Origin of the sequence: Xanthobacter autotrophicus, assembly GCF_030015065.1 — a bacterium.
GTDB lineage: Bacteria > Pseudomonadota > Alphaproteobacteria > Rhizobiales > Xanthobacteraceae > Xanthobacter > Xanthobacter autotrophicus_D.
Map to the genome: position 1 here is coordinate 1 of NZ_JAIVFN010000463.1, position 426 is coordinate 426.

Consider the following 426-nt stretch of genomic DNA (forward strand, 5'->3'; position numbering starts at 1 on the left):
CGTCCTACTCTTGCGGAACGTAAGTCCGACTACCATCGGCGCTAAGGAGCTTAACTTCTGTGTTCGGCATGGGAACAGGTGTGACCTCCTTGCCATTGTCACCAGACAATGAAATGTATGAAATTATACATTCAAAACTAGATAGTAAGTAAAATATGATTCAACCAAACAAAACATTTAAAATTTGATTAAGTCTTCGATCGATTAGTATTCGTCAGCTGCACATATCGCTATGCTTCCACCTCGAACCTATTAACCTCATCATCTTTGAGGGATCTTATAACCGAAGTTGGGAAATCTCATCTTGAGGGGGGCTTCATGCTTAGATGCTTTCAGCACTTATCCCGTCCATACATAGCTACCCAGCGATGCCGTTGGCACGACAACTGGTACACCAGAGGTATGTCCATCCCGGTCCTCTCGTAC

The 426-nt window shown here is 44.1% G+C and carries 2 rRNA genes; both read right to left on the minus strand.

Annotation, left to right across the window (positions count from 1 at the left end):
* A 5S ribosomal RNA gene (gene rrf, locus K9U40_RS24045) occupies positions 1-106 on the minus strand; the annotation flags it as partial.
* A gap of 78 nt (positions 107-184) precedes the next feature.
* A 23S ribosomal RNA gene (locus tag K9U40_RS24050) occupies positions 185-426 on the minus strand; the annotation flags it as partial.